Raw genomic sequence first — 25,195 nt, 5'->3', positions numbered from 1 at the left:
TTTAACAATTTAATTTACCCGTAGTATCATCAAATTATTACCTTTGGTCTCTAATTATGACCAACGAAATCAAACCAATAATAATAATGGTATTAAAACATTCAGATATCTTGATTATGGTCCCAGAAAATAAAATAACAATTTTTAACAATTTAATTTTGGTAAATATAAAAAAGTTGGTATAAATTTGTACCAACGAAATCAAACAAACAAAATGAACATAATTGATTTTCTATTTGGCGGTACTGAAACAATAAATTGTTTACTTCTTCTCCTTCTCTTAGGTATTGATAAAATGAGTTTGGAAAGAGTAAAAGGACAGGTCGAAGATTATATGAATAGAATTGAAGGAAAATTGAATAACCGAAAAGAAGTTGAAGAGATGATTGCGTGGATCCTTGATGATAACTTCAAGAATATAACAATTCAACGATTTAAAAAGAATCTTTTATCACCTCTTTACACAAAAGAACTTCAACTTTTAAAGGACAAAATGATTAATTTTTATTTGACGAATTTGAAGGAGTTTGTTAATGGGAATACAGATATTGAAAGATCGTGTGATATTATGACAACAATGGAAAAATATATTTTCCAATTAAAGAGATTAAGAATGGTAATAGAACCAGAAATTAATATCCTGGTCAACCCCCATACTCCAAATTCATCAGGTGAACAGATCATCTATCTATCGGTTAAATCTTTTTGGATGGGAGATGATGGAAAGAAAACACGGGAAATAACAAGGTCGATTGGTAAATTATCAAATTATAAACAAGGAAGAAAAGATCCACTGGCGGAAGAAGAGGCGATAAAAAAGGTTCAACCAGAATTATGGGAAAAATATAAAACCATTTATTTGTCAAATTAGAAAACCCAGTGAATGATTATATCATAATGATAAAAGGGTAGATATAGTAGTTCGTTCTTTGACATCTTGAGTATAAGTTCTGTTAAAATTCTCAAACGGGATCTCTATTATTTATTCTATTAATGATGAAGATCCGCAGTGTATTCAACGATGACACCAGGTGTCTTTTTTTTATATCTATTTCGTTGGTCACAATGAGTGACCAGAATTAACATTTAACATTTTAAACATTGGAAGTCTCTTTTTTTTATCAATAGTGTTGGTCATTTTGATTGTCATACGATTTAATAACAAATAAAATTTTAATACATGAAAAAAACAAAAAACCGGAAAACAAGAAGAACAAACAGAAAACAAAACATCGGTGGTAACCCCACTATGGTAGTTAAAACAACAGACAACCATCAAATTAACCATACAACGGGAATATTTGATGTGGATATAAACCAAATTAAACCCCATCCCATGGTGATGGAAGTATATAAAGAGAAAAAACTAAGTGGGTTGATATTAATGATGAAGTTAGTGGGATATCTATTAAATCCAATAAAGGTAGTATTACGGGATGGAGGTTATTTAATATTCGACGGAATCAGTAGATATATGTCCGCATGTCAATTGGGTTGGGAAAAAATATCTATTGAAGTATATGAATATACAGATGAAGAAATTCCAATGAAACGAACCTTTTGGAATTGTTCACCCAAAAGATCATTGTTGGAACTATGCCACCAGGCCGAACAGGTTCTGGGTATACTTGGTAAATCCCAAGGAAAGAAAAGGGAACAAATTGGTGATTTATCAATGGGTGATGAGGATTTTTGTCTGGCGGGAAAGGATCGTTTTCAAATCGCATGTGAAATCATTGGATGTGATTTTTCATCCATCACCCTGCGTCGCTTACTGGAGGTGAAAGAATTTGAAGAAAACAATCCCGATGTTTCCAAAACACTTGGTTTGATGGAAAAATTGGAACATGGAATTATAAAAATCCATCAGGCGTTCAATTACATGGAAATTTATAAAGAGGCAAAACGGGAACAGGGAGAAAACGCACTAACAGAAGCCCTACGGGTGGTAAATGGGGAAAATTATACAATCGTTAACGAAAGTTGTGAAAATTTGGGTGTTGTACCAAACGACAGCATCAATTGTGTTTTAACATCATGTCCATATTATCAAATGAGAACATACCCCGATGGAGTGCGTGATGTTGAACAAATACAGCATGGTCAGGAACAAACCGTGGATGAATATATTCAAAAGGAAGTTGAAATATATTCGGGGGTATACCCCAAATTAAAAGAAACCGGAAGTTTATTTATTGTCATTGGTGACAGTTTCGATGGCAAAGTGGACTGTGCTGTGGTGGAAAAACTGGTAGTGGGTATGCTGGACTATGGATGGTATTTGGTACAAAAAATTATTTGGAAGAAGAAAAATCCAAAACCCGTAGGTGAAAATATGAGAAGACTGTTACCAAATTATGAAACCATCCTATGGTTTTGCAAAAATCCTGACACATATTATTACAGGGAATTTAAAATGTGGAAAGAGGGAAATTATGAAATAAAACCAAGTAATGTAAATGACAGGGTGGTTCCAAAACATTCAAATAAGGTTTTTACCATTAAAAAACCATTGGAGAGGTTTCGTTCATTTTTAAATGAGCAGACAGTTGAAAATGAAATAACATCAAGTGGTTTTAACTGGAGCGAATTAAAGGAAATTAATCCCCATTATCGGCACAAAGCCCCATATAGTTACATTATTCCAATATTACCAATTTTAATGACGACAAAAATTGGAGACACGGTACTGGATATATTTAACGGAACAGGAACCACCTGTGCGGTGGCGTGTGCATTGGGACGGAAATCAATCGGTTATGACACCGACACCTCATCACATCAATTTGCCGCAAAAAGACTTAAAATGGTGGAAGAAAACCGGCCAACGACTGATGAAATCACGGAATTTGAAAACGATTACATGGAAGAAGCGGCGTAACTAATGTCCATTTGAAACAAACGGTATGGGTTTGTCTGGTGGATACCTCCAGACAACCCCAATCCGCCAACAAAATGAAATTATTAACTAAAATTCTATAAATTATGAGTTACAAAACAGAATTAAAACTTATTTACGGGTACACCCGTATGAAAAAGGATGAAGAAATGTACCAAGAACCCAAATTAAAACGAAAGAGAAAGAAACATTGTAAAGGAATCATTAAAATTATACCGCTGTATGATGAGGAATATGAAAATAATGCGGCATAATGATGGTGATAAATGATTTGTGAAAAGTGGATTTAATTGGTGAATGTAAAGACCGGGTCAGCAATATGTTGGTCCGGTCTTTTGTCGTATTAGAGGATATATTATGTCGAAAAATTGAATATGTTTTTTAAATTTACTCCAGGCACTGGCCCAGTTGTCAAACAAGATAATACAAAAATTTTTGGGCAATAAATATTTTTTTCCTAGACCATTGGGGATTATACCTTTTGCGAGATCCAGACCAGATCTTTCCGGATCTGGACCAAAATATGTTTTTGGGCAAAAAAAAATTTATCCCTCAATGTCGGGCTCAAATCAAAAGAGGATAAAATTTGGAATTTATATCATCAAATACAATGGCAAAACACACTAGAAATCAATAATAAGTAAATATTTCAATAAATTTGTTCAAAATGAAACATAAATGAGGTCAACAATAAAACTCATCTGGCCATTCATGTAATCGGTAAATAACAATGGACAATTTTCGGTAAATAAGAATGGACAGGGGCGATGATTTTGCCAGTCCATGCCGTAACAATAGGATTGGCGTAATTTATTTCAACAGGAATGATGGAGAGATTTTTTTAATCGGGAAAGTCCGGTTAGCGAGTACTGGAAATATAGCTAATTCCAAACAAGTATTAATTTTTATTGTATCTTTTAAAATAAGCGTCAATTTCTGGTCTTAATTCAATACCAACTCTTTCAAAAATATTTAACAATTGATCATAGGTTCCTTTTCCCCCAAGAAAATCCCAAAACTCCTGGGCAACTTTTAATTCATTTTGCAAATCTAACATACCACGCATCGTCCATCGATTATACGGTTGAGGTTCATAAGGATTATAAGGAATTGCAATAAATGATTGAACATTTGCAGTCGGATAATCTGCAAGATAAGCTGCAATCCACTCTAAAAGAGTTCGCTTAAATTCTTTAAATCCACCAGCATTAGGCTTAGCTGTTTTAATATCAAAAAAATATACAGTGTCATCATGTCCAACAACTTTAATATCGACTTTTGTTAATTTCACCTCTCTCAAATCTCCAAGTTGACATACTGCGCGTATCATTTTAATTTCAGCGGGTTTATTTGGATTAGTTGTGGCAGTTGTTAAATTGTCCATAATACCCTGAATGACATTGTGTGCTGAAGAACTAATACGAGTACCGGCGACTTGTTGAGATAATGCTGAGTGATAATTTGCTATTGCTATTGCTTTAGCCACAGGTTCAAAAATACTCGTTCCAAAGTTTGTATTTAAAGAATGTATAAAGGAGAACAAAGCCATACGGTCTTTCCCCAATAACCTGGTATGAAATGGCATAGAAGCTGGCTCAGGATTATAGCTTTGAAATTTATTTCTCAAACTATTTCGCAAAACAGCTTCAATATTTTGAACTTGAGTCGCTGTCAAACCCATTATTTATTTTTTAAGTGAAAGATTATTTCAGAATAGGCACCTTTATCTTTTTCAGTCCGATTTAATACTGGACGCTTGAATTGATTGATGATTTTCATTCCAGCATTTTCTGCTATAGTGGGATACATATTGTACTTATCATTTGCAACTAAAAAAATATTAAAATCTGTATCAAGAAAATTTTTACAGTTTTTCAAAACCGAGGAAATACCGTTGATATAACTTTCTTTAGCTTCTTTACCCTTACCCTTATAAAGAGGACCAATTTCAAGTTCATCTTTACGCTCAAAACCAAATAAATCATATGCATAAGCGTGTTGCTCATGATAATCAATCAATCCAACATAAGGAGGCGATGAAAAAATACCTTTAATTTTCTTCCTTTCAGCTAAATCTGCAAAAGCAAAATTTATATTTCTTAGTTCGGAAAATATATCAATTGTTCTGCTATCACCAGTGAGACAAAACTGAAAGGTATCGGTTCTTAATTTCTTAAATTGAACTAAGCGCTTTATGGTATCAGTTGTATAGGATTCCCACCATTTTAAAATTGAATAGAGAGGCTTACAAATTTTTCCATGCTTAGAACAATAATAAGTTGAATAAACTGGTTCGATTAAGGTTGCCAGGTCAGCATGTGTTGTCGCCCTGCAACTTCTGATTGTACGGCTCAATATTACACTGATTATCTTCTTTGTTTCTGGATTCGTAATTTTTTTGATTTTATCAAAAACAAAATGAATTTCTTCTCTTATATGTTGGGAATACCATTTATCAAGGAAGGTATCATCCGTATCTTGCTGTAATTTAATCTTATATTGCTCAACTAGATTGTTAAAAATTGGAAGAAATTCTTTTTCCTTTTCTGCTCCGTACAGATCCTCATCAATTTCACCCTGATGTAAACGATATTTGTATTCAGGAACCGGGAAAAATTTATTATTAAAATCATAAAGAGCTTGTAATAGCTTTTCTTCAAATTCAAGGGTATGAGAGTAGCCCAGAAATTCCTTTAATGCTTTTGTAATTCGATTTATTTCTATTTGAACATCAATTAAATCGTATTTAATGATTTTACAGTTTGCTATCAAAGCATTAAACGCTGAAATATCAATACCAATACAGTGCATACCGAGTTCATTGGCTTGAACCATTGTAGTTCCACTGCCGCAAAAAGGGTCTAAAATAAGATCCCCCTTATTAAAATATGTTTCGGTTTTAAACATATCAGTATGTTCATCAAGAAAATATTCAACAAGTTGAGGGATAAATTTACCTTTATATGGATGTAAGCGATGGACATGTTTTGTTGTTTCGGCTTCAGTATATTGGTCAAATGACAATGCCCAATTTAAGTCATTACCAAGCTGATCTTGCCAATTAGTCTGACGATAACCGTTATAAGATTCATAATACTGCTGTAATTCTTTTTTTGAAACACGAGTTGTATTATTATCACCAGCTTTTTTAATTCTACCATATTGGATAAGGTAGGAAATATTTGATGGGGTTACTTTCTTACCTAAAAAAGACGTTGCCCAATCACTTGCTTCTTTTATAGTTAATAGATCATCCTTTTCGTTCATATTCACAGACATCTGTATTTTAAGGTGATAAATAATCTACTACAAAGGTAGCAGTTATTTAATCTGAAAAAGGTAGAGTTTAGTTGAACAGTGAAGTTCGGTGAATCAAAGAAGAAAGTTGATGGCATCAGGAAGAACCATTAGATGCTTCTTAAATCAGCAGGAATAAACGGATTAACCAATAAAACCCCTATGACAAAAGAGGAAAAACAACTTTGGCATGAAATCGAATTATGGTTTCAGCGGGAGGAGTTCCGGAAGAAGCTGAAAGAAATTAGCCAGAGGATAAAAGATACGCCATCCCCGCCGCCATACAAATGATTAGATGAATGGCGGAAAATAATCCCGCTTAAATCCGCCATTTGTAATACTTTTCCCATTTCGGTGATATTTATATGCATGTGGATTTGCATATCCTTATTTCGGAATTACAATTCTAGCAATTATTGAAAGTGAAGATGAAAACAGGATATCCAATACAATAAACAAATAAATAAATGAAGCAATATGATATATAAACAAAAACGATGGTTTTCTCCAGATGATGAGATCGAAACATATCTTCTAAAAGATATAGAATATGAAGTTGATGATAAAGAAGATGAATTCATCAAATATTATATGGAATGCATGAATTGGAAAATAAAAGAACAAACACGCCTTGAGATCATAGTTGACGAAGCCTCTTTCGTGTGGTTTATTTTACATATAATCAGGATTTATGAGGAATTCAAAGAAATGAAAGCTGGCAAGAATGAGTAAGGTATAGCTCGATTATCTTGCCTGTCTTAAAATTCTATTCGGTATAAGTCTGATGGATAAATCCCGCCGTAATCCATATGTTTGATTGATCCGCCTAAAAAAAATGAGCCAAGAGCCCCGTCTGTATTACTTTTTTCAATTCCGGTGATATTTATGGATATGAAAACAAAAAATTATACAAATCATCTTCGTGTCCGTCTTACGGAAACGCAATTTAAAAGTCTCATCAACAAAGTTATTGAAGAAGAAAAAACAAAGTCCCGACTTGTTCGAGACATAATAAATGATTATACAAAACAGGAAAATGAAAAAAAATAAACAACCACCAATAAATGAAAATATGTATGACGATTTCTTTACGGATGGCACATTTGAGGTGGACCTGGACCAGAAATATGCGAAATTTTTGGCCTATTACATTTTCCACACAGGGCTACTGGCTAATGCGGAAAAGATATTGAAACCGAATGAATTTCATATTTCGTTTGTTTGGCATATCATGCAAATTGCGAAACTCTACGATAGCTGGCAGAAGGAAAATAATGGCGAAATTGAATGAGGTTTCTTAAATATTTTATGAGCATCTGAATTTTATCGTTTTCCTGTTGCAATAACCGCCGGATTTATTCAACCAATCATTACTATATTCCAATATGCGAAGCTTGGATGCATTTCTTAGAATGAATGATGGCGAAATTGAATTAGGTTCATAAAATATTTTATGAGCGTCTGAATTTTATCGTTTTTTTGTTGCAGGAACCGCTGGCTAAATGTCATCCAACTTATACTTTAGTAGTTAGTATAAGTTCCTGTTTTTCTGCATCATCACATTTTCAACGCTTTACAGGTAACCCCAAAAATTTCTTCATTTTTAACTTATATTTTTACTAGAAAATGCAGCAAAATCAAAGTTTTCGCCGTAGCATTGCCGCCCATTTTTAAAACCATAATCTATGTCATTACTGGGTTCAAGAACTACTACAACCGCAATGGATTGGGAAGATTTCCGCTCATTAATATCAAAACTCGAGCGGGATGGAGAATACAAATTTTGCCTGCTCATTACCATTGGGGTATTTACAGGCCTGCGGATAAGTGATCTTCTTCAACTTCGCTACAGCCAGTTCGAAAATACCGATATCCTGACCATACAAGAGAAGAAGACCAAAAAGACCCGCCGTATTAAGATCAATCAGGATCTGCGAACCATTTTTGAGCGGATAAAAATCAAAATGGATGTAACCGACAACAGCCAATACATATTCATCAACAAATACGGCACAAAACCCATCGATAAATCCTACGTGAATGTCAAGCTGAAGGAAATCATTAAACGATATGGGATCGCAGTTGAAGGAAATATCAGCAGCCATTTATTTAGAAAAACATTGGGTAATCGTGTTTTACGGATGAACAATTTTTCAAATGAAGCAGTAATACTGCTGATGGAGTTGTTTTCGCACAGCTCGCCCGCCATCACCAGAAAATATCTTGGTATTCGTGAGCGGGAAATTTTGGATGTGTATGATAGCTTGAGGTTATAGCTAGATTAATCAGTAACCTTTTGATTAACAGCTAAAACGTTTATTTTTTATGATATTTGGTTTTTTCATTTTTATTCGATATATTTTACATAAATAACTTTTAATATGAAAACAGATTTAGTATTTAAGTATTTAAAATGGAGAGCACAGATTGAAGGTGTTCCTTTTGAGCTTGGTCAAAAAGATTTTTTTGAACCTTACTTTAAGCGAGGTGTTAGAAAATTTTTTGGTGTTTTGTTGGACGATAATGGTTTCCCAATTAATGATGAACAAGAACCAAAAGATTATCCTGGATTATTAACAGATTTCATTACTGCCAATAGTAAATAGAAAATGGAAATAATCTAACATTCTTCAAAGCAGGTTCGTCTGATCAATTTTTGTCTCAACCGGTTTGGACAACTGGTTCAAGATCCATTTTATGATAACCATTGATATCGAAACAATAGATGACGCCGCAGACATTGAACGATTTTTTACGCTATTACATCAAGCTGGAATTTTATTTTACCCGAACAAATCTTTTTATGATTATTACGAATGGGGCAATGATGGAGAAATGTTACCATTGTTTTGCGACTACGAAGCTATGCGTCTTGATAGGTTGATGAATTGTTGTTTGTACATGCATGATGAAAAAATTGTTGATATATGGCGGATTGCAGAGAAAACACAATCAAGAATTTTTGGTGATCTTAAACGCAGGAATTGATTTTAAAATGCATGATGAAACACTAAAATTTCATTTTTCGAACCGATGGAACTTCGGTTCATTTAATCTCAAGTTCGGTAAATCACATTTTATGACCTCAGAAAAAGTTAACTTTACATGACCCAAATAAAGAACAATATGAAATCACATAGAGGCCTTCAGGTCAAAAACCAATATGGCGAAACAAGAACCATATTGAATATAGTTGGGAATTCGGTTTTGACATATGAAGAGCCCAACAACTTTTACCACATCACCAAATTGTTCAAGGATGGCCAGTCATTGGCCACATTTTTAAACACCAATCGATGACGACATCAACACATCCGCGCTGGATAGCGGTAATTTGTAGACGCAAAACCAATACCTATAAACGAAATTATCTAATCTTTCGGTTTTCAAATTTGAAACAGGCAAAGGATTTTATTTTGGAGTATGGTTATTCGGACAGAGTTGTAAAAATTTATAAAGAACCATAATAGTATGACATTTCATCGCAGTATAGAATTAACAGGTAAAAAAGTAAAATTGATAAAAATGGTGGATCCATATACAGACTTGAAGGCTGGGGATATGGGCGTTATTGATTTTGTGGATGACGAGAACCAGATTCACGTCAAATGGGATAATGGTTCGAAACTAGCGCTTATACCAGGAGTAGATGAATATGAAATTGAGGGTTGATTCAGTTTAATGAACACCCTCCGCTCGATACTTCCGCTTAAATAATATTAATACTTAATAAACTTTCCAATTTGCATCTTATCATTCCCAAAAACTTTCACCATATAAATTCCGCCTGGCAGATCGACTGTGTTAAAACGCTCATTAGTATCAGTTATTTGACGAGAGAAAAGTTCTGCCCCTTCCAAATTCATAACTGTTAATTTACTTCCAATCATTTCTTTCGATATTTCTATATTTATTTCGTCTGTAACTGGATTTGGGAAAATTAAAATATAAGATGAATTATTTAAATCATTAATTCCGGTACCGCCATATCGAAATTTTGCAACAAATATATCTTTTTCTTCGGCATTTGCATTAGTCAAAGTAGTATTGCCTAGGGTCATTGTAGAGCTTTCAAAATAGCCTGTTACGAAAACATCCCCAATGGAATTTAATCCAACAGAAAGACCTTTATCTGGTAAATAACCTTCAGCACTTTTAGCCCAAAGGACATTACCTCCGGCATCGCATTTAACAAGAAAAATATCAGCGTAACCACTAAATTCGCGTGTATTAGCCAAAGTGACAGGGTTAAATGCGATTGAATCGGTCTCAAAATATCCAGTAAAATAAACATTCCCTGAAGCATCAACTACTAATGATAACGCTTCTGCTCGGTCTCCATGATCACCATAGGATTCACCGACATCTTTTGCCCAAATAACATTTCCATGGGAATTGTACTTAGCAAGAAATATCTTTGGTAAAAAATATCTTGTATAACCCACATAATATTCAGGGCAGGTTAAAGTAATTGTGTCAAAGATCATGGTAGGGCCAAGCATATACCCAGTAATATAAACATTCCCTGAAGCATCAGTATCTAAAGAACTTGCATTACGAGTACACCTTCCTCCAGGACTACTCGCCCATAGAACATTACCATTGGGATCGTATTTAACAAGAAAAATATTAGCATGCTCAAGCCCAATTGAATTAATCAAAGTAGTAGAGCCAAATGTAATTGAATCACTCTCAAAATACCCTGTTACATAAACATTTCCTAAATTATCAACTGATGCAGATAATGCCTCAACATCAACCTCATAATATTCCTCTTGTGGCCTTGTTGTGCTTTTTGCCCAAAGAACGTTCCCATCACAATCGTATTTGGCAAGATACATGTCAAAACTCTTCCAATTACCAATTTGTAAAGTGATAGTGTCAAAAATAATTTGGATATTAAAGGAACCTGCAACATAGGCATTCCCTAAAGCATCAATTACAACAGAAAGACCACGATCCCCCCTTGATCCAACATTTCCACCGGGGTTTTTTGCCCAAAGGACATTCCCATTGGCGCCGTATTTAACAAGAAACATATTGCATTGGGCGCCATAAGATGACAGTTTAATGTTATCGACCCAAATTTCAGAACACTGAAAAAAACCTGTAACATAAACATTTCCTGACGCATCAACAGCAACAGACTTTGCCTCGATATGTCCTTGATTATTAATTGCCATACCAATTGTTTTTGCCCACAACACAACTCCATTGGGATCGTATTTTACAATAAACGCAGTTGAATGACTGTTCCATATAGTAAAGGATCCAAATGTGATGACTGTGCTACAAAATATGCCCGCCGTAATAATATTTCCTGAGCCATCAATCGTTATAGCATTTGCCACATCACCTGATCCTCCACCATGACTTATTGCCCATTGCCATTCTGGAGGTTGAGGGTATACAATCTTGCTTAAAAAGCAAAACGAACTCATTAATATCAAAAGATAAATTGTTTTTTTCATATAGATATTGAAAAATGTAAAACTTCACCTTCGGTTATTCATTTGAAGCGAAAAGATACATGTATAAAATTAATCTTTTAAGCATCGGACAGATATATTTGCCGAATTATTGCTTTCATGCATAGAAACATATTCTTTGTCATAATAGAGATATACAGTCAGACTAAAATTAACCCACATGGTTTTAGTTGACCAAAATCGCGTACTTCCCCCTAAACCAACGAAGTCACCATTTTCATAACCACTTGCAAGAGCAGTAAATCCACTTTCATTTGTTGCTCCTATATTAGGTTCTATCCAATGTGCATTCCCGCTTTCTTTCATCTTACCACCGGCAATATTTTCACCTCCAAGGAAGTTAATAAGGGTTTCCCATTCAATATCTGATGGCAAATGCCATCCAGGAGGGCAAGCTGTTTTTGATGTTTCGCGTCCATAAAGAACCCCGTATACTGTATAATTTGTAGTTGCCATTGCTTCATTAACGTTATTTCCCTCATAGCCATAGACAAAATATTTGCCGTTTAACTCAGGTAAATAGGCTAAATTCTCTGTCATCCATGTTTGAGTACCAATGGCCCTGAAACTATAGATTCTTCCACAATAATCAAAAGTTCCATCTGCTGTAATAAATTGCAGCTGATCACCATAAGATATTCCATAACTATTTTCAGCATAAGCACGATAATAATAACTTGTGCTTTTATTCAGACCAGTTAATTTGCTAGTAAAAATACCTACCCCATTACCATCAATAGTTTTTTCATCAGCAATTGTCGGATTTGGTTCTGTCGACCAACATAAACCACGGATTATAATATTTGCACCACCATCGATCAATACATTACCTCCTGAAGAAGCAGATATGTCTCTTACAGAAGATACTATCGTTGTTGTTAAGACAGGTAAGCCTGGCTTAGTTTTAAGATTAACTTCATTTCCATAACTTGTTCTTATACTATCCACAGCATATGCTCTGACATAATAAGATGTATTTGGTTGCAATCCAATAATATTACTAATAAATGACCCTAGTCCAGACCCATTATTAGTTGTACTGTCAGAAATAGTAGGATTATTAAGGGTAGACCAACTTACTCCTTTCCTTATTATTGCTATTCCACCATTATCCTTTATTTCACCTCCACAGATAGCTGAATTGCTAGTTATATCAGTAGGTATTGAAGTTTCAACTGTAGGAGGATTAGGAGGGATATAAGAAAATTGACCTTCGGAATCGAATTTGAATTCCCCTTTTACCCAAACAGTAGTACCATATTTAGCTGTGAATTTTCCTTCAATTCTTCCGGGGTAATTATATTTTGTAAAGGTAAGCTGCACATAGGTCGCTTCCTGCTCATAATCTGGATCATAAGTATCACGAATGAAATTCAATTCAATATCACTCTGTGTGCTTTTGTAAAATGTTCCGACATTTATTGAATGGTCAGGTTTACTAAATTCTAATTCATAATCATATGTCCAATCAACGGCGGATAAAATCCAGATATATTTGGAATGTTTTGAGCTATAATAAAACTGATAATCAAAATATTGATCTAATGATGATTCGGGATCAAGATAATATATAAGAGTGTTATCCGGATTTCCCTCAAGTTGAAGAATTAAATAATTATTTTTGGATATATCTTCGTTTTCTTTACTGCAAGCGGAGATTAGAACAATTAAAAGAAAAAAGCTTCGAAGTGCTTTCATCATCATGGAATTCAAGAATTACTACTTGTTTAATTCTATTCGATAGCCCACAGAAATTGAAAATACTCTATTTTTTGAAGAAGAATTACCTTCAAACCAATCATCTTCTTCAGCTTTCCTTTGGTCAAATGGTAAGGTGTTAATTAATCCCAAATTGTAGTTAAATAAAACTTGTATTTTGCGCATTTCGCCACCTAATCCAAAAATCAATCCCATATCTGGTCGTTCAAAGTCATCATCTTCAGTCGAGCCCCATAATATATCATCTGTTTCTCCATCCCACTTATATTTACCCGTCAATCCGAATCCAATATACGGACCCAGTAGAGCAAATATTTTATAATCGTTTATCTCATATTCAGCTTTAAGTAATACTGGTATATCTAGATAGTATAGCACTATCTTATCTTCTGCTTTGGTTCCCTTGGAATTAAAATTCAAACCAACTTGGATAGATAATAATATATCTTTTTTTAGGAGTTCTACAGGAAATTCAAAATTTGATCCAATGTTAAATCCAGCAATTGATCTAGTAAATCCTCCTAAATTTAGGCCATATGAAATCATTCTTAGGTCTGAGATGTTTAAACCTCCTTTAATAATAACACTCGGATACATTGTTCGATTTTGTGGCAAAGTGTCAAATCGCTGATTCGTCGTTTGCAATGCTTGATTTGGTGGCTCGGTTTCAAATTCCTCTATAGTTCCATCTATATAAACTATACGAGATATTTCTGATTTATAAATATTTCTAATAGGCCCATCTAATTGATCAAAAGATCTATACTTGATATTATTTTCTTCTATCTCAATAATTTTAGCTTTTATATCTGAACCATCCTTTTTATATATGGTATCTTGAGATAAACAGTTTAAGGCCTGAATTGTGATGCAAATAATAAAGATTACTTTTTTCATAATCGGGTATATTAATAATTCCCTAAAATTAAGAAAACATTCCCGAACGGAATATGATATGATGATAATATCATTCCAAATGGGGGGACTTATTTTATGAAGGGGGTGGTTTTGGGGATGAGATCGAGGATTAATACGGCTAAAAGCCATTTAAACAAAATTCCTCACATTACTGTAGTGGTCTAAAAAAACTGGACAGAAAATTAATACCTTTAAATTTTTTGTCCTATGAAAACATCAAGAAGAACATTTAGCCCCGACTTCAAAGCCAAAGTGGCGATTGAAGCAATCAGAGAGATGAAGACCATTTCGGAACTGGCACAAATTTACCAGGTTCATCCCAATCTGATCAGTCTTTGGAAGAAAGAATTTCTGTCGAAAGCCGGAAAGGTATTCGACAGCGGCAAGGATGAGACCGAGCAAATCAAGAAGCTTAAAAAGGAGAACGATGAGCTGGTACACCAGATCGGGCAATTGACAGTGGATATTGCCTGGTTAAAAAAAAAGGTTCTATGATTCCGTTGGATATGCGCAAGGCATTGATAGACAGAGATGAAGGAGCCAGGAGCATTTGCGATCAATGCGAGTTGTTAGGCGTTGCCCGCAGTACACTTTACTACACTCCATCCACAGCTGACGAAAAAGATCTTCGGATGATGGAAGAGCTGGACCGGCTGTATCTGGAGGATCCGACCCGGGGAACACGCAGGATGACCAAAGAGCTCAGGAAAAAAGGATATAAAGTCGGTCGGTGTCATGTGCGCAGATTGATGCAGATCATGCGGCTGAAAACGGTTTACTGTCGTCCACGCACCACGGTCATTGATCCGGCAAAGTATAAATATCCTTATTTGCTGCGTAATCTGGAGATTGTACGGCCCAACCAGGTATGGTCCCTGGACATAACCTATGTCCCGATGCGCAGGGGATTCATGTACCTGATGGCGATCATGGATGTATACAGCCGGTATATTGTTGGCTGGAGCTTATCCAACACCATGGAGGCAGAATGGGTTGTAAATACCTTAAAAGTCGCTGTCGGTGCCTATGGCAAGCCATTGATCATCAACTCAGACCAGGGAAGCCAGTTCACTTCGGATGAATATGTGGATTATGTCAAAAGCCTTGAGACAGTAAAAATCTCTATGGATGGAAAGGGACGAGCCACCGATAATGCACACATAGAGCGATTCTTCCGGACCATCAAGTACGAAAAGATTTACCTGGAGCATCCGGAAACAGGACATGATCTTCATCAGGTTTGTGCCCGGTTTATTCACTATTACAATGAGAGAAGAGGGCATTCCGCCATCGGGGATAACCCACCAATACTCGTTTACAGAAAGGCGGCGTAAGTTATCAACAAAATAAGCGAGTTATGAGTCTCCCCCCCGGCCCCCCCTCTTTTAACATACACACTGATAATTATTTAAAATATTGTCCAGGGAGATTAGACCATCACATTACCGCCGCAATTATTGAGGCTCAACAAATTTTTCCACTTTCCATTTATATATCGCTTTTGCCATTTCTGTGTAGATTTTATAATCTCGCTCAGTATTATGGGAAGCGAACCACCTTTTAAATTCTTTATATACCAAGTTGATAACATCATCCTCATTTTTGGCATCGCCGAGTTGAACAATAATAGTTGACACCTCCAAATTATATTCGTTTGTAATATAAAGTTCAGGGATGTACAAGCCTATAGGATCATACTGATTCAGGATCGCCATAAGCTCTTGAAATAGATTTCCATATATATCTTGAATCAAATAGTAATCTTCTTTTTCTAAATCATCATTATTATTCAATTTATTTAAAATTCTCTGCCGCCAATCATTGGGTGTAACTTCCTTCGATTTCTGTTCTTTATTTTGTGCCATAGTGTATGGTATAATTTCTCTGGAAAATTTATAATTCAAACTTGGGGATCAAATAATTGAAAACAGGATAATAATCTCTGTGTATGACGCCCCTATTTTTCAGCTGGCAAAATATAACCTCTCCCAATTATATCTCGCAATTGGATGTCTCTCCGCCACGACGCCATATTCTTTCACTACATTCTCATATAGCGTTTGAATTGGTTCGTTTATGTGTCCGCCAACAATTTCCGCAAACACTCGGTTTAATTCATCCATTTCTTCATCCGTGACATTCTCGAAGCCCCAATATTCCGCTTCTTGAACCTCGCTAATGAAAAATCCAGTGTAAAATCCTTTCAAATTGTTACGCCTGATAAATTTATCGGCGTCACAAAAAATATAAATACTTTCAGGCTTGCGGGATAGAACGTCAACCATTGTATCATCCACAATGTGAGTGAACCATTGTATTGATCCTGGATCCGGCAAAAATCTATCGTTGGCGCATAAGCCATTTGGTGACCCGTGGCCACAACAAATAATCCGGTCATGCTGTAACATTAAATCCCAAAGATGTTTTCGTGTTATTCCTCCATCAATCACATTTTTGTTGGTAATGTCTTTATAAATGTCCCGCAAAAATCTGGTTGAATAATCTTTGGGATGAATGCATAATGTTTTCATAAACTGCAAAGAGCTGGTATTAGTTTAAGATCCAAAACGGAATGGGCTCCTTAAAATCAAGAACCCGCCATTCATATATTTCTTTGGCTAGTGATTCGTATCTTCTTTTTTCTCCTGCCGCGCTGGAGAACCATCGGGTGAATTCACGATAGATAAGTTCCAATGTTGCTGCCTCACTATTAACACTATGAATGGAAAGAATAATGGTCGCCACTTCGGGATCATATTCATCCACGGGAGCTCCCAAACCAATCATGCAAATGGGATCGAAAACATTGAGGATATCCCTTAGCTCATCAAAGAGATGGCCGTATTTCTGTTTTATAACACCAATATCAAGTCCGGTAACCGGATCTTCATTGATACGATCCAAAATCAGTTTGTGTAAGCAAGAAATCCTGATCAAGCGATGACTTCTTCTGCGGTTGTTGTACATTTAAATTATCCTATCGGGAAAAAAGGGGCGCAAATGTAAGCTAATTGGCCATAAGTCCGGCTCATATATCGCTGGTTTTGCGCAGATTATATGAAATAATTTATGACACTCTTAAAAGGAGGGACATTATATTTAAAAACAATTTGGGCAGGCTCAGATGTTGCTGCTGGTGGCACAGGTGGCGGGAGGATATTCTTGGGGCCTGGTTATTTGAAATGTTTTTGGGCTGGAAAATAATAAGCGTGTTCCAATAATATTAAAGGAGGTTTTCAGATTTTGGATAACCGCACAAAAAAGAAAAAGTCAAACGAAAATGAGAACAATAGTGGTGGTCTATTTGCTCCGGAAATCACATGGTCATTTTCCACCGAATTTAGGTGGTCACTATCACCGGATTTTACAATTTTACAAGGATTCATTGGGATATTACTATTGTTTATGAAATAAGTCGCCTGTCTTTTGGATAATTATGCTTAATATTCTATATTGCTTAAATTTTTCCAATTACAGCTAAAATACTACAGCTCTATCTTTCTTTAGTACTTGCTAAATAAATTCCGTGTTTAAACATTTTAAAAATGAAACAGTTTTATTCAATTCTGGCGACCTTATTACTATTATTCAGCATCTCTTTCCTTAAAGCGCAAACGCCAACTATTGTAAGTACAGGACTTGAACCCACATTTCCCGAGGTTTATCCCGGTGAGAGCTTCATTGCTAAATACCAGATATTAAATCCCACGGGCCAGGACATTTCGGGATATTTAATATTTCATTCAAGAGAACCAGGGGGGTGGGAAGAACCACTTCTGGATGGCAATGGCAATGCCGCTACAGCTGTCGTTATAACACCTGGAACAAACTGGTACACAAGGTCATGTGTCGTTAATGCAAACGATCCCCCAGGTCTATGGGGTGGCGTTTATTTTATCTCACCTACAACAGGATGGGGTGATAACTGGGATTTCATAAGACTTTTTGATATTTATCAAGTTCTAGCCGGAGATCCTTATGAGCCCAACAATTCATTTTCAGAAGCTACTGATATGGATCGTGAATTTGATATCAGTGCCTATATAAATCCTTTAGGCGATGAGGATTATTTTAAAATACCACTCAGCGAGGCCGGACTTTTAACAATCGATTTAACCAGTCTGCCTGATAATTATGACCTATATTTTTACGATCCAGACCAGGTCCTAATAGAATCTTCGACAAATGAGGGGACTACTTCTGAACAAATTCAGTTCTCTGATATTCAAATGAGTGGATACTATTATATCCAAATTGTTGGAGTTAATAATGCATATGACGCAACAGACCCCTATCAGCTAACGACGACCTGGGAAACCGAAACAGATGACGATCCTTATGAACCTAATAACACTTCTTCAACTGCCTATTCCATGCCTTTGGAATTTAGCATTGATGATGCTTATATTAATCCAGTGGGTGACGAAGATTGGTTTAAGGTACCAATATCAGGTCCAGGTACTTATACAATAGACCTTACTAGTTTACCAGCCAATTATAATTTATATTTTTTTGACCCAAATCTTCTGCTTCTTGCTTCCTCAACTGCCGGTGGTACTAATTCCGAACAAATTGTTTTTTCAAATTTTACAATGATTGGTTATTATTATATCAAAGTTGCTGGAAATTGGTATGGGGATAATTTTAATGCATCGGATTCTTATGAGTTAAGTACTTCAATTAAATACAAAGTGTCCGGGTATGCCAAATCCAGTTTAACAACATTTGACCGTATACCAGCCTATATTCGCGTTGATGGGGAGTATACGGGCGTACAAACGGATGAAAATGGGTATTATGAAGTTGATGTCTCGACTGGATTGCATACAATCTCAATGCATAATAATTCCTGGGAATGGGTAGAAGATTCTTTTGATTTATGGATAGACGGTAATATTACTCAGGATTTTTATGGACAATGTACAGGAATCCCATATTATGTGCTGAATCTACCATATTTTTTTATTCCTGGTGAGCCAATTTATATTGAGATACATTTTTACAACTATGCTGAATGGGCAAGTCACGCACATACAAATTTAGATATTTCATTTCCTGACATACCCTTCTATGAATCAAATCTTGATATAGAGATCGAAATGGCAGACAATTGTGATCCACAAATCTATATACCTGGGATGGAGATTTGTTATTTTGATATTGATAATGGAACTCAAGACTGTAATTTTCCAGCAGTATATCCCTTAGTTAGTGCATATAATGAATGGTTTGGAGTTACATCATGGAGGTATCGTGTAAAGGTAATTGCTCCAGATGAACCATTTTTTACGATTTTTTTTAAATGTAATATTGGAGATAAGCATGTTCCGAACGACGAAGATGATGATTGGACTATCGGACAACAGGGCTTGTGGGAAAGAGAGAAAGTCCTGTTTAGGGCACCCCAAAATTCAATTACCGGTCGTGCCATATCTAGTTTAAACTTAGGTGACGGTATTCCTGGAGCTACAGTAACCATAGACGGTGATCCTGAACTAAGCTGCATAACAGATCAAAATGGTAATTACTCTACACCAGAAGTATATTGGGGTAACCATACAATTACAATAACGCATGATAGCTATGAATGGGTGCAATCTTCATTTAACATATCTATGTACGCTAATAATTTTACACAAAACTTTTATGGTACGTGCAAAGCTGTACCTCAAATTACCTATAATATTCCATCTTCTTTTATGCCAGGCCAGCCTTTCACAATGCAAGTGACTTTAAAGAATATTGGTGAAAGTGTATCAGACGTTTCTGCATATCTTGATGTTTCATTTCCCGATTTAACAAATGGTAGTTCCAACGTCATCCTTACCAGTTACAGCGGATTTGATGAAGAACCTGCAATGTACACCGCAGGCACAAATATTTGTAAAATGGATATGTCGACAGGTGCATGGGATTGTGCTTATCCGGCAGATTACCTTTTAGTCAGCGGATTCAGAACTGACCCATTTTCAGCCAATCAGTCAATAACTTACACATTACAGGTTACTCCCCCTGATGTGGATGAATTTACTATCCATATTAAAGGGAATATTGGGGATAGGCGAAATCCGGACAGTGGCACAACAGGACAGCAGGGATTGTGGGAAAAGGAAATAGCAATTCAACTTGGATGGGGTCAACCTACTGAAATAATAAATGTTGATTTATTCGGTAATCATTATGTTATTAAAAGATACCTTCAGGAGCAATTGACATTAATATATGAAAAAATTGAAAATAATGAGGTGCTTATTGATGATATTAGCCTAGCTGAAAGTATTATTTTATATCATCTTTTCTTGAATAAATATCTGACGTATCATAATATTGATACTTATAAAAATAAAATTGAAGGGGATTATGAACATTATAAATCTTTTAAGAAAAGCATGGGTTTTAGATTGGCTAGGGTTCGAGTTGGTAATGCAGCATTAGCTGCATCAGAAATTGTACTCAAAACATCTATAGGGATTCCTCCAAATCCTTTTGATCTGACTATTTTAACGAATTACATTGTCAATAATTTCAAACCTGAATATGATATATATGACCAAAATAACCTGCGGCATTTATATGAGGCCTATTGGTATTTTTCAGCGAATGATGATAAAGAGATGTTGGCAAACATGGCATTCGACAATGATCTGAATGATGCGAATAATTTTATGGATTTTATTGTCAAAGAAGGTAATTATATGAAAGACGGTTTGAATTTAGTGGATATTTTGGACGATATTGATCCTTTAGATTGGGCTTCTTTCAATTATGGTAGAACACAGTTAAATTTAGCATTAGGTGATATATTGGTAGGTGTCCAAATAGAAGTGGCTAAAATACTCATTCAAAACTTTGTTTTTCCGGATGTTGGACGAGAATCCTTGATCTTAACTCAATCTTCTGGATGGCACGCAGGAGCTATAACTATGATTTGCTCATGGCTTCTAGAAGATCTAGCTTCGTTAAAAGAATATATTTCAGGTGAGGTTAGTGATTCAAAATCTATTACTGCTTTAATCAATAAAATACTAAAAGAAGATGTTATCATTAGACAACCTCTAAAATGGGAGCTCTGGCAATCTTATGCTTTTCATCTTAATAATATAAAATTTAATGCGCCTAACACATATGAATGGCTCGTTGCAAATCCATTACAAATGGATTGGTGGCTTGGCACAGGTGACGATATGCTTCAGGAATGTCAAACCCAAGCGCAAATTGAGCTTAATCAATACAGAATTGAGGATTACAAAAATTTGCAAATAGAATATGGCCTGATGTTAGAATCGTGGAAGCAAACATTGAATATTCTAAATTCTGAAAGAAACAATGCACTAGAAGTTGATATCATTCAAAGCGACATAGTTCAGGTTCATTATGGAGAAAATAATGATTTTATTTTAGTTTTCAAGAATAAGGGAAGCCATATACTTGAATCTATAACAATCGCAATTCAAGAGAATGAAATCCTTGAAGTAGAAGGAGCGTCTATTATTAATGATATTTTACCAGGGTCCAGCGAATCATACACGTTGAACATAACAGGTCCTGATTTGGTGAATGATGATCAACTATTACTTGAATCAAATATTATTTTACTTATAACTTGGCAGGAACAAAATGAATTTCTTACAAGTAGTTTTACAATTCCGTGTCGATTAATGTCACCCTATTATGAAATTACAGCTTCTTCATTCAAGGATGTTTATTATAATGGGGACGTGGTGGATTTAGAAATTGAAGTTAATACCGATCAATATCTGTATTTACATCCAATTCTTAAAGCCAAAGGAGATTATATTGCTGAAATCGAACCTTTTGAAGTAAATTCGAATAATGAAATAAATTGGACAATACCTGAAACCGCTCCAAAAGGCATATACGATCTTGAATTTGATGGTTATGTTGATTCTCAGAACAAAGTACTAGATAACAAGATCATTACGGATGTTTTTGTAGTATACCCTCCAATTGTTGGTGATTTATCCAATTTTAATGTAAATTCAGTTTCGATTATATCATCGGCCAATGACTATGAAATTGCCGAAAGACTTCGACTGGCCATTCCAGAATCACAAATTTTATATGCTGACGGATTAATAGAGGCTGATCTTCATCCTGCAATGCAAAACAATAATTTAATTTTGGTGGGTGGTGATCAGGTCAATCTATTAGTTGATAAACTGGTTACCTTGGGGAAAATACCATCAGATCTATGGATCAATCCTGGAGATGCTCATGTAATTGTCCTTGATGATCCATTTTTCCCACAAGCTCCATCGGGTAACAAAGTCATTGTGGTTGCTGGTTATGATTTAGAAGATACTTACATTTCAGGACTTAAATTAATTGATGCTTTAGAAAATCCTACTCAGATCGTTTCTACTCCATTCTTTGATCATTCAGCCCCTTTTATTTTTAATGAACCCATTAATGTTAATTTATCATGCGAAACTCCTGATGCTATCATTCATTATACTACAGATGGTACTGAACCTAATGAAGATTCTCCGGTGGGAAGCTCGGTAGAAATCACAACAAGTACGCTCCTTAAAGCTAAAGCCTTTAAGCCAGATTGGGAACCTAGTATTCTGAAAGAGGGAACCTACATATTATCCTTGTCGAACCACACCATTGATGGTCAGGTAATTGATCAGAATCAGGAAGGAATGCCAGATATTAGCCTTGAATTAACTGGTTATAATGATCTTATTACCCAAACAGATGTAAATGGTTATTTCCAATTTGTCAATGTTCCCGCCGGTGGCACTTATTCAATATCTCCTTCTGATACTAATTTATGTTTTATTCCCGAAATTATAACCATTAGTGATCTGGCAGATGATACAACTATCAATTTTCAATTAAATAGCAAGCCTGATCTTCTCTGGGAAGGATTAGCTGGATATTTAAACGATGGTGTTGATCCGAATACTGGATTCATAAATTCAACTTTTAACTTCAGGATCAAATATATTGATACGGATGATCATGAGCCTCTTGAAGGCTATCCACGTCTGATAATTAGAAAAGATAGTGCGTTCGTTGGAGGGAATCCGTTTGTAATGTTATCTGCCGATACAAATGATCCGTCAGCCGGTAGAATTTATTATAAGGAGATGGCGATTACAGAAGCTGGCAATTATACTTACTATTTTCAAGCGGTAGATGAGTTCAATGCCACAGCTGAAGGTATTGGTACTGTTGAAATTTCAGGACCAACTGTTATTATTGTTCCCAAGGAGATTTCCATTCTTGAACCAACCCAAAATGACTATTGGGCTCTGGAATGTCAGTATGAAATAAAGTGGAACGATAATTTTAATGATAGTGTCACTATTGATTTATATAAGGGAGGAATATTTAATAATAGAATTAAATATTCTGCCAATAGTGATGGAAATTACCTCTGGAATGTTCCTGATTATCAGGTTGCAGGGGATGATTATACCATAAAAATTTCTTGTTCATCCGATGAAGACGTATATGATTTTAGTGATGTATTTTCTATTGGTTGGCCTCCCCTTTCACCTTCTGATTTGATTGCAATACCAGAAAATAATCAAGTATCACTTGAATATCAAGGGCCAGATATCCCGATTAACAATGATGGATTACATTTTGAGTTTTTATTGAATAAATATACTTATCTACCTGGAGAAAACATTTACATCACAGTATACTTCAATAATAATACAGATCAGGATTTTGAGACAGAATTTAGCAGCTCTTGTATCTGGCCGACCTATATCATTCCGGATTATTATAACTCTGCTGATGAAGTTTTTTGTCTTCCAATTATAATTCCATATACTGTACACGCACATACCTCAATAGCTTGGGATTTCGTTCATACTCCCCAAGATTGTTACTTGCCACCTGGGATATACACAATTCAATGTAGCTGGGAGCCTGGCTTTTTCTCAACTAAATCATTTGTAGTAGCTGCAAATGAAGATGAATTATCCTATTCTTTAACTACTAATAAAATACACTACCTGCCAGGAGAACCAATCAATCTGAATCTTAATGTGACAAACCCAAGCGAACAAGACACAGTTTCATTCTTCCTATGCCCATATTATTCTATCTTAAATTATTACACACCGTCATTTATTCAATGCCCTAATTTAAATGAACTACCAGTACCTTCTGATTCTATAGTTAATCTTTGGAATTATACGCATACTTCCGAGGAATTCTTTCTTCCACCTGGACTTTACACACTAAGTGCAACAGAACCTCAAAGCTCTAAATTTATTACCGTCCAACATTTGACAGGATATAATATTTACAGAGATGGCATCAAGATTAACGACAATCCTGTTCTGAATACTCAATACCTGGATAATGAAGTAATAAATGGAACAACTTACACCTATTACGTAACTGCCCTATATGGCAATAAAGAGTCTCCCCCTTCAAATCAAATTACAATAACTCCATTGGCAAGTTATTTTCCCGGTGATGCTAACTGTGATGGGACGGTGAATGTACTTGATATTGTAACTATAATTAATTACATCATGGGGCAGATTCCTTCACCTTTCTGTTTTGAAGCAGCAGATGTCAATAATGATCAAGCTATCAACGTACTGGACATCGTTCAGACGATTAATATCATAATGTCTCCCTGAAATTTCGTAATTATTTTAACGGTATAATTTCCTGAAAAATTAGGACAGTGATTTTAGATTCCATTTACTAAAACCGACGGCCATTAAAACACAATAATATCAAGACGAGCAGTAGCCGGATGATCCAGTAACTGGATCTCTTCTATGTTCTGAAACAGACTGTTATTAAGTTGGAAAATGGTGATGCGTGTTCCAATAATATTAAATGAAGTTTTTACGGAGTAGAACACTTGCCTAAT

At 35.3% G+C, this 25,195-nt stretch carries 20 protein-coding genes; 11 read left to right on the top strand and 9 right to left on the bottom strand.

Features of this window, described 5'->3' with window-relative positions; all coding sequences use genetic code 11:
• The first annotated feature begins 214 nt into the window (after positions 1-214).
• Complete coding sequence (locus PKI34_01210) at positions 215-871, top strand: hypothetical protein (GenBank protein HNS16423.1); 657 nt, start codon at positions 215-217, stop codon at positions 869-871.
• A gap of 309 nt (positions 872-1,180) precedes the next feature.
• Entirely contained in the window at positions 1,181-2,881 is a 1,701-nt protein-coding gene (locus PKI34_01205; GenBank protein HNS16422.1) for a DNA modification methylase, read from the top strand.
• 916 nt (positions 2,882-3,797) lie between these two features.
• On the opposite strand, the gene PKI34_01200 is transcribed toward PKI34_01205, so the two are convergent.
• The 3 genes from PKI34_01200 to PKI34_01190 all read right to left on the bottom strand — a co-directional run bounded on the left by PKI34_01200 (position 3,798) and on the right by PKI34_01190 (position 6,546).
• The gene (locus PKI34_01200) at positions 3,798-4,580 is read right to left on the bottom strand and encodes a TdeIII family type II restriction endonuclease (GenBank protein HNS16421.1); all 783 of its coding nucleotides are present in this window, start codon (positions 4,578-4,580) and stop codon (positions 3,798-3,800) included.
• Positions 4,580-6,166: a DNA methyltransferase gene (locus tag PKI34_01195; protein ID HNS16420.1), complete on the bottom strand. Its 1,587-nt coding sequence runs from the start codon at positions 6,164-6,166 to the stop codon at positions 4,580-4,582. Before PKI34_01195 ends, PKI34_01200 begins: the two co-directional genes overlap by 1 nt.
• Positions 6,167-6,405: 239 nt before the next feature.
• Complete coding sequence (locus PKI34_01190) at positions 6,406-6,546, bottom strand: hypothetical protein (GenBank protein ID HNS16419.1); 141 nt, start codon at positions 6,544-6,546, stop codon at positions 6,406-6,408.
• A gap of 127 nt (positions 6,547-6,673) precedes the next feature.
• On the opposite strand from PKI34_01190, the gene PKI34_01185 reads away from it, so the two are divergent.
• From PKI34_01185 to PKI34_01160, 6 genes are all read left to right on the top strand, one after another.
• The gene (locus tag PKI34_01185; GenBank protein ID HNS16418.1) at positions 6,674-6,928 is read left to right on the top strand and encodes a hypothetical protein; all 255 of its coding nucleotides are present in this window, start codon (positions 6,674-6,676) and stop codon (positions 6,926-6,928) included.
• A 304-nt stretch (positions 6,929-7,232) separates the two neighbouring features.
• Positions 7,233-7,487, top strand: a complete 255-nt coding sequence (locus tag PKI34_01180) for a hypothetical protein (protein HNS16417.1) — start codon at positions 7,233-7,235, stop codon at positions 7,485-7,487.
• 394 nt (positions 7,488-7,881) lie between these two features.
• Positions 7,882-8,472: a tyrosine-type recombinase/integrase gene (locus PKI34_01175; protein HNS16416.1), complete on the top strand. Its 591-nt coding sequence runs from the start codon at positions 7,882-7,884 to the stop codon at positions 8,470-8,472.
• A gap of 105 nt (positions 8,473-8,577) precedes the next feature.
• Complete coding sequence (locus PKI34_01170) at positions 8,578-8,802, top strand: hypothetical protein (protein ID HNS16415.1); 225 nt, start codon at positions 8,578-8,580, stop codon at positions 8,800-8,802.
• Positions 8,803-8,893: 91 nt separating this feature from the next.
• Positions 8,894-9,184 carry a hypothetical protein gene (locus PKI34_01165; protein HNS16414.1) on the top strand — a complete coding sequence of 97 codons (291 nt, stop codon included), beginning with the start codon at positions 8,894-8,896 and terminating at the stop codon, positions 9,182-9,184.
• A 483-nt stretch (positions 9,185-9,667) separates the two neighbouring features.
• Positions 9,668-9,868: a DUF4314 domain-containing protein gene (locus PKI34_01160; GenBank protein ID HNS16413.1), complete on the top strand. Its 201-nt coding sequence runs from the start codon at positions 9,668-9,670 to the stop codon at positions 9,866-9,868.
• A 47-nt stretch (positions 9,869-9,915) separates the two neighbouring features.
• Here PKI34_01160 and PKI34_01155 read toward each other — a convergent pair whose 3' ends face one another.
• The 3 genes from PKI34_01155 to PKI34_01145 form a co-directional block, all read right to left on the bottom strand.
• Positions 9,916-11,667: a T9SS type A sorting domain-containing protein gene (locus PKI34_01155; GenBank protein HNS16412.1), complete on the bottom strand. Its 1,752-nt coding sequence runs from the start codon at positions 11,665-11,667 to the stop codon at positions 9,916-9,918.
• A gap of 69 nt (positions 11,668-11,736) precedes the next feature.
• The gene (locus PKI34_01150; protein HNS16411.1) at positions 11,737-13,383 is read right to left on the bottom strand and encodes a fibrobacter succinogenes major paralogous domain-containing protein; all 1,647 of its coding nucleotides are present in this window, start codon (positions 13,381-13,383) and stop codon (positions 11,737-11,739) included.
• 21 nt (positions 13,384-13,404) lie between these two features.
• Positions 13,405-14,301 carry a porin family protein gene (locus PKI34_01145; protein ID HNS16410.1) on the bottom strand — a complete coding sequence of 299 codons (897 nt, stop codon included), beginning with the start codon at positions 14,299-14,301 and terminating at the stop codon, positions 13,405-13,407.
• A 228-nt stretch (positions 14,302-14,529) separates the two neighbouring features.
• Here PKI34_01145 and PKI34_01140 point away from each other — a divergent pair, with 228 nt between their 5' ends.
• A complete protein-coding gene (locus tag PKI34_01140; protein HNS16409.1) occupies positions 14,530-14,817 on the top strand; it encodes a transposase in 288 nt (95 codons plus the stop codon).
• Positions 14,814-15,656, top strand: coding sequence for an IS3 family transposase (locus tag PKI34_01135; protein HNS16408.1), 843 nt, complete (start codon positions 14,814-14,816; stop codon positions 15,654-15,656). Before PKI34_01140 ends, PKI34_01135 begins: the two co-directional genes overlap by 4 nt.
• 120 nt (positions 15,657-15,776) lie before the next feature.
• Here the strand turns inward: PKI34_01135 and PKI34_01130 are convergent, their stop codons facing one another.
• The 3 genes from PKI34_01130 to PKI34_01120 form a co-directional block, all read right to left on the bottom strand.
• On the bottom strand, positions 15,777-16,187 hold the full coding sequence (locus PKI34_01130) for a hypothetical protein (GenBank protein HNS16407.1): 411 nt from the start codon (positions 16,185-16,187) through the stop codon (positions 15,777-15,779).
• 99 nt (positions 16,188-16,286) lie between these two features.
• Positions 16,287-16,853, bottom strand: coding sequence for a hypothetical protein (locus PKI34_01125; GenBank protein ID HNS16406.1), 567 nt, complete (start codon positions 16,851-16,853; stop codon positions 16,287-16,289).
• Between the two features lie 19 nt (positions 16,854-16,872).
• A complete protein-coding gene (locus tag PKI34_01120; GenBank protein HNS16405.1) occupies positions 16,873-17,226 on the bottom strand; it encodes a hypothetical protein in 354 nt (117 codons plus the stop codon).
• Between the two features lie 641 nt (positions 17,227-17,867).
• On the opposite strand from PKI34_01120, the gene PKI34_01115 reads away from it, so the two are divergent.
• Positions 17,868-24,956, top strand: coding sequence for a chitobiase/beta-hexosaminidase C-terminal domain-containing protein (locus PKI34_01115; protein HNS16404.1), 7,089 nt, complete (start codon positions 17,868-17,870; stop codon positions 24,954-24,956).
• The last annotated feature ends 239 nt before the right edge of the window (positions 24,957-25,195 follow it).

The organism is Bacteroidales bacterium (assembly GCA_035342335.1).
In the GTDB taxonomy this organism is placed as follows: domain Bacteria; phylum Bacteroidota; class Bacteroidia; order Bacteroidales; family JAGONC01; genus JAGONC01.
The sequence above is the reverse complement of the archived record's forward strand: the minus strand, read 5'-3'. Positions and strand labels throughout refer to the sequence as shown.

Excerpts from the sequence above, each read along its gene's own strand:
- PKI34_01170 (HNS16415.1), top strand. The coding sequence starts at position 8,578 with ATGAAAACAGATTTAGTATTTAAGTATTTAAAATGGAGAGCACAGATT.
- PKI34_01175 (HNS16416.1), top strand. The coding sequence starts at position 7,882 with ATGTCATTACTGGGTTCAAGAACTACTACAACCGCAATGGATTGGGAA.
- PKI34_01200 (HNS16421.1), bottom strand. The coding sequence starts at position 4,580 with ATGGGTTTGACAGCGACTCAAGTTCAAAATATTGAAGCTGTTTTGCGA.
- PKI34_01140 (HNS16409.1), top strand. The coding sequence starts at position 14,530 with ATGAAAACATCAAGAAGAACATTTAGCCCCGACTTCAAAGCCAAAGTG.
- PKI34_01165 (HNS16414.1), top strand. The coding sequence starts at position 8,894 with ATGATAACCATTGATATCGAAACAATAGATGACGCCGCAGACATTGAA.
- PKI34_01185 (HNS16418.1), top strand. The coding sequence starts at position 6,674 with ATGATATATAAACAAAAACGATGGTTTTCTCCAGATGATGAGATCGAA.
- PKI34_01210 (HNS16423.1), top strand. The coding sequence starts at position 215 with ATGAACATAATTGATTTTCTATTTGGCGGTACTGAAACAATAAATTGT.
- PKI34_01130 (HNS16407.1), bottom strand. The coding sequence starts at position 16,187 with ATGGCACAAAATAAAGAACAGAAATCGAAGGAAGTTACACCCAATGAT.
- PKI34_01135 (HNS16408.1), top strand. The coding sequence starts at position 14,814 with ATGATTCCGTTGGATATGCGCAAGGCATTGATAGACAGAGATGAAGGA.
- PKI34_01145 (HNS16410.1), bottom strand. The coding sequence starts at position 14,301 with ATGAAAAAAGTAATCTTTATTATTTGCATCACAATTCAGGCCTTAAAC.
- PKI34_01155 (HNS16412.1), bottom strand. The coding sequence starts at position 11,667 with ATGAAAAAAACAATTTATCTTTTGATATTAATGAGTTCGTTTTGCTTT.
- PKI34_01190 (HNS16419.1), bottom strand. The coding sequence starts at position 6,546 with ATGGGAAAAGTATTACAAATGGCGGATTTAAGCGGGATTATTTTCCGC.
- PKI34_01205 (HNS16422.1), top strand. The coding sequence starts at position 1,181 with ATGAAAAAAACAAAAAACCGGAAAACAAGAAGAACAAACAGAAAACAA.
- PKI34_01150 (HNS16411.1), bottom strand. The coding sequence starts at position 13,383 with ATGAAAGCACTTCGAAGCTTTTTTCTTTTAATTGTTCTAATCTCCGCT.
- PKI34_01195 (HNS16420.1), bottom strand. The coding sequence starts at position 6,166 with ATGAACGAAAAGGATGATCTATTAACTATAAAAGAAGCAAGTGATTGG.
- PKI34_01180 (HNS16417.1), top strand. The coding sequence starts at position 7,233 with ATGAAAAAAAATAAACAACCACCAATAAATGAAAATATGTATGACGAT.
- PKI34_01125 (HNS16406.1), bottom strand. The coding sequence starts at position 16,853 with ATGAAAACATTATGCATTCATCCCAAAGATTATTCAACCAGATTTTTG.
- PKI34_01160 (HNS16413.1), top strand. The coding sequence starts at position 9,668 with ATGACATTTCATCGCAGTATAGAATTAACAGGTAAAAAAGTAAAATTG.
- PKI34_01115 (HNS16404.1), top strand. The coding sequence starts at position 17,868 with ATGAAACAGTTTTATTCAATTCTGGCGACCTTATTACTATTATTCAGC.